We start from the raw sequence: 4,218 nt of genomic DNA on the forward strand, positions 1-4,218 counted from the left end.
GTTTCCAGCAGGCCAAGAACGAAGCCGGACTGGATCACTACCAGGTCCGGTCCTGGCGGGCGTGGTACGCCCACATCACCCTGTCGATGCTCGCCCACGCCTGGCTCGCCGTCGCCAAATCCCTTGCCATAAAAGGGGAATCGGTATCGCCGAACCAGACATGATCAGCTTTACACTACCGGAGATCCGGCGCCTGCTCACCAAGCTGGTCCTGCGTGTCGCCGACGCCGCCGAACACATCTGGTCCTGGTCACGCTTCCGCCGCCGACGACAACACCAAGCCCGCCTCAGCCACTACAAACGCCGCGGCTACCCACTTCCTTAACTGCCGTTGCAGTACTAGCACAAGGACGATCACCGCTGTAGGCCACGCCAGAGATCCAACAAGTGACCCGATGAACTCCAAAGCACCCATACTTCTCCTGTCAGGCCAAGAGCGAGGAACGCCATCATACGGGGCTTCCTGACTCATTCGCCAAGCAATCACGAGTCACGTGCGGCAGGAGCTAAGTCGGCGAGCGACGGCTTAAAGTTCTGCCGCTAAGCGGTGCACGTGTGCGCGAATCCCCTCGCGTTCCTGGGGAAGCGCGCTGTGCCATTCCTTGTTCAGGTCGAACCATCTTGGCGGCCGGCCTCGTTTCCGACCGAGCTGCGCGTGGTGACCACTCGACGTAGTACAGGCCAAGCGACTGCGATCAGCCGGGCGCGAGTGGAGAGCATCGGGACAGCCGCCGGATCTGACAGCAGCTCGCTGGACAGGCTGGTTTCTTCAGGAGTTCGGGGTGGCGGCGGTCCGCAGCGTCTCGCCTGGCTCTACTCGTGCCGCCGAGTGGTACCCACGGTACCCACCTACGCACACGATAGTGCACGAGGAGGGACCTTCCGCTAGAACGATTGGTCACCCAGACCTCCACTGCGAACGGCGCCATGGGAGCCTGGCGGACACATTCGAGCCATGCCTGGGGTGTCACCAATTTCACCACGGCCAGGCGGGCATCAGCGACCGTCACTTCCAACGGTCCCGCGATGTTTGAGGGGCTGTCCTGGGAAGGTGTCGCCGGCAAGGAGGTCGCGTTCCAGGTTGTGAATCAGGTGTGCCCCCAGGCGGCGGATCTCGATGCCGGTCCCCGGTTCCTACTGAGAGTAACCACGTGCCAGAACGTGGGCGCGTCACCTGGACCGCGCGGTTCGCGGGGCCTATGCGTGGCGATACCGAAGCTCGGGCTACGAACGCGAGCCGGGTTCGTAGCGGCGGCACAACCAGCTGGTGCGGCGATCGTGCGCGGGGTGACGGCGCAGGTATCTCCGAGTCGGACAGGATCGTACGGCTCGTACTGTACTGAAATGCGCAGCGAGGACGAACAAGCAAGAGGCATCGGCCTGGGTGAGCCTGAGGTGGTTCGGGTGGCGCGGTTGGTGCGTGCGGGTCGGCGTCATCCTGCGATGTTCCGGCGAGTGTTCGGGGAGGCCGCGGTGTATTGCCAGCGGCCAGAGCGCCCCGGGGTTTTGATCGCGGAGGTTGCGGGTGGTCGGTGGGTTGGTGTGTTCTCGACTTTGGAGCGGCTGGGCTGCTTCGCGGGGGAGTGTGATTGGCAGGCGATGACTGGTGCTGATCTGTTGTCCCAGTTGCCCGAGGGTGTGGGGGTTCTGCTGGACCCGCAGGATGAGCATGTGATTCCGGTTTTGGCCGCTACTCCAGACGAGTGAGATTCTCCAGTCGGCTATACCCGAAGCTGGGACTAAGGGCCGTCGGACCGGCCGCTACGTCGCTACGCTGATTGCGTCTCGTGATGTGGCCGTGACAGCAGGCGAGGGAGGGGTGACGTGGGTGGGGACGGCTTTGATGTCGATGTGGATGCGCTGCGGGGTGCCGCGTCGGGGATCGGCAAGACGCTTCACGACAGGGAGGTCTGTGAGATCCGCGGGGTGTGTGGGGACGCCGAGCAGTACGGCAGCGACGCGGTACACGGCGCGTTCGCCGATTTTTGTGGGCGCTGGCAGTACGGGGTAGAGGTGTTGCTGGACGATGCCGAAGGCATCCGCGACGCCTTGGGCCGCGCGGCAAGCGCCTACCAGGCCACTGACGAGGGGATGCGCGACCCGCTTCAGGGGGCGGCGCGGGCGATGGGCGAGGCATAAGGGTGGCCGAACTAGGGCGGACCACTGACCCTCGAGCGCTCGTTCCCGGACGGCCCGAGGCGATCGAGGAGAACGTGGTCGTGCTGCGCGACCGTCACCGCACCATGGACGACGTGGCCGAGGGGCTGGCCGCGATCGACTCCGGGGGCTGGACAGGTCCTGCGGGAGAGGCGTTCCGGGAGAAGTTCACCTACGAACCTGTCCGCTGGCGTACCGCCGCTGACGCGTTTACGGCCGCCGCCGATGCGTTGGCTACGCATGCCGACACATTGCGCTGGGCGCAGGCCCAGGCCGGTGAGGCTATTCACCGCTGGCAGCAGGGTGAGGTAGCCACCCGCGAAGCCCGGGCCAGTCACGACGTGGCGGTCGCCCAGGCGAACGCGCAGAATCAAGCCAATACGGCAGCCGGCAATCCCACCTGTGTCACCGTGGCGCCGTTCACCGATCCTGGTGAAGCGCACCGCACTGCTGCCCGCGACATCCTGAACCGAGCGCGGAACCAGCTCACTGAGTCCGGTGAGCGGGCTGCTGCCGCGATCCGCGTCCAGGGCGATGTGGCGCCGGACGAGCCGGGATGGCTTGCCGAGGTGGCCGGGTTCGCCGGTGAGATCGGTATCGGCGCCTGGGAAGGTGTCACCGGCCTGGCCGACATGGTCGTTACCTACAGCCCCAACCGTCTCCTCGTCGATCCACAAGGTTGGGCCGAGGACATGGGCACGCTCGCGCAAGGCTTTGTCGGTGCCGTTCAGAACCCTGCCGAGTTCGGCAAAGCCCTGATCGACTACGACACCTGGAAACAAAGCCCCGGACGCGCCATCGGCCATCTCATCCCTGACGCCATCGCAGCTGCGGCCACCGCCGGTACCGGGGCTGCCGCCATCCGCGCCGGGCGGGGTGCGGTCAAAGGTGCGGAACGCGCCGCGGATGTTGTGGACGAGGCCGGGGATGCCGCGAAGGTCGGAGAACGGGGTGCGTGGGCTGGTGGCCTGACGGTGTCGGAACAGCGCGCCGTCCGTTCCCTGGAGAAACAAGTCAGTGAGCACCAGGACAAACTCGCCGCATACCGCGCCAACCCGGACGCCTTCGACAACAAAGGCATACTGAAGAACGCTCCGACGCCGGAAATCAGACAACGCATCATCGATGGTAGAATCCGACATCTGGAAGCGGAAATAAAGACCTTCCAGCGGCAGATCGACGACATTCAAGGAGGCGGCTGATGAGCGACTCGGTGCGAATCCCTGTCGAACGCCTGCGACAAGCCTGCGCACTGCTGCTGGACCACCTGGCGCAGAACGAAAATGGTGTCGTCGAACTGGAACGTGACTACTTCTGGACCATCGACGACGACACCTTGTACAACGTGTACGCCGAACCCGCAGAACTGGGTGTAGGCCAGGTATCCGAATCATGGGCGCACCTAGAAGCGCTGCTCGATGGAACGGACGAAACTCCCACTCGGCATTTGGTCTGGCTAGCCGAGGTACTCCGTGCGGTAGGAACACCGAAGACCCGAAAGCCCATGCCCTAACAACCGACGTCGCCCCTAGTTCCGATCACTGCACTCGACACGGGCCTTCAAGCGATGTGACTGTTTCGCGTTTCGTCCGCTATTTTCCTTGCGGCTTCGTTGCCAGTATTTCTGCTCGGTGTTTCCAGGTGAGGTGGAGTGCGGCGGCTGCGCCGGGGGAGAGTTGGCCGTGTTCTCGGAGTTCGCGCAGTGTGTGCCCTTCGAACGGTAGTGCGCGGGTGGGGACTGCGCCTTCGGAGTTTGATGTGACTGCGTGGGCGAAGAGTGTGTCGTAGAGGTCGGGTTCGAACACGGCGACGGTGAGGATGTCGCCGCAGAGGGTGAGTGCGTCGAGGGTGATGCCGAGGAACCACACCGTGAGGTCGCCGGTGGCGAGGGCGCGGTCGAGCGTGACGAACGGTTCCTGGGTGTCGTAGGCGATGGGCTGTCCGCTTCCGTCGTACTCTTCGTGTCCTAGTACTGCAACGGCAGTTAAGGAAGTGGGTAGCCGCGGCGTTTGTAGTGGCTGAGGCGGGCTTGGTGTTGTCGTCGGCGGCGGAAGCGTGACC

The 4,218-nt window shown here is 64.4% G+C and carries 5 protein-coding genes and 2 pseudogenes; 6 read left to right on the forward strand and 1 reads right to left on the reverse strand.

Annotation, left to right across the window (positions count from 1 at the left end):
• From BM199_RS33655 to BM199_RS33060, 6 genes and pseudogenes are all read left to right on the forward strand, one after another.
• Nucleotides 1–164: pseudogene (locus BM199_RS33655) on the forward strand (IS701 family transposase); the annotation flags it as partial.
• The gene (locus BM199_RS34175) at nucleotides 161–325 is read left to right on the forward strand and encodes a hypothetical protein (RefSeq protein WP_177242661.1); all 165 of its coding nucleotides are present in this window, start codon (nucleotides 161–163) and stop codon (nucleotides 323–325) included. The pseudogene BM199_RS33655 and the gene BM199_RS34175, both read left to right, overlap by 4 nt.
• 1,019 nt (nucleotides 326–1,344) lie before the next feature.
• Nucleotides 1,345–1,707, forward strand: coding sequence for a hypothetical protein (locus BM199_RS33045; RefSeq protein WP_091680096.1), 363 nt, complete (start codon nucleotides 1,345–1,347; stop codon nucleotides 1,705–1,707).
• A 117-nt stretch (nucleotides 1,708–1,824) separates the two neighbouring features.
• Complete coding sequence (locus BM199_RS33050; protein ID WP_091680099.1) at nucleotides 1,825–2,139, forward strand: hypothetical protein; 315 nt, start codon at nucleotides 1,825–1,827, stop codon at nucleotides 2,137–2,139.
• Between the two features lie 2 nt (nucleotides 2,140–2,141).
• On the forward strand, nucleotides 2,142–3,359 hold the full coding sequence (locus BM199_RS33055; RefSeq protein WP_091680102.1) for a putative T7SS-secreted protein: 1,218 nt from the start codon (nucleotides 2,142–2,144) through the stop codon (nucleotides 3,357–3,359).
• Nucleotides 3,359–3,670, forward strand: a complete 312-nt coding sequence (locus BM199_RS33060; RefSeq protein WP_091680105.1) for a hypothetical protein — start codon at nucleotides 3,359–3,361, stop codon at nucleotides 3,668–3,670. Before BM199_RS33055 ends, BM199_RS33060 begins: the two co-directional genes overlap by 1 nt.
• A gap of 79 nt (nucleotides 3,671–3,749) precedes the next feature.
• Here BM199_RS33060 and BM199_RS33065 read toward each other — a convergent pair.
• Nucleotides 3,750–4,218 (reverse strand): annotated as a pseudogene (locus tag BM199_RS33065) (hypothetical protein); the annotation flags it as partial.

The sequence above is a fragment of the Amycolatopsis marina genome (assembly GCF_900111885.1).
Lineage (GTDB): Bacteria > Actinomycetota > Actinomycetes > Mycobacteriales > Pseudonocardiaceae > Amycolatopsis > Amycolatopsis marina.

Excerpts from the sequence above, each read along its gene's own strand:
- BM199_RS34175 (WP_177242661.1), top strand. The coding sequence starts at position 161 with ATGATCAGCTTTACACTACCGGAGATCCGGCGCCTGCTCACCAAGCTG.
- BM199_RS33060 (WP_091680105.1), top strand. The coding sequence starts at position 3,359 with ATGAGCGACTCGGTGCGAATCCCTGTCGAACGCCTGCGACAAGCCTGC.
- BM199_RS33045 (WP_091680096.1), top strand. The coding sequence starts at position 1,345 with ATGCGCAGCGAGGACGAACAAGCAAGAGGCATCGGCCTGGGTGAGCCT.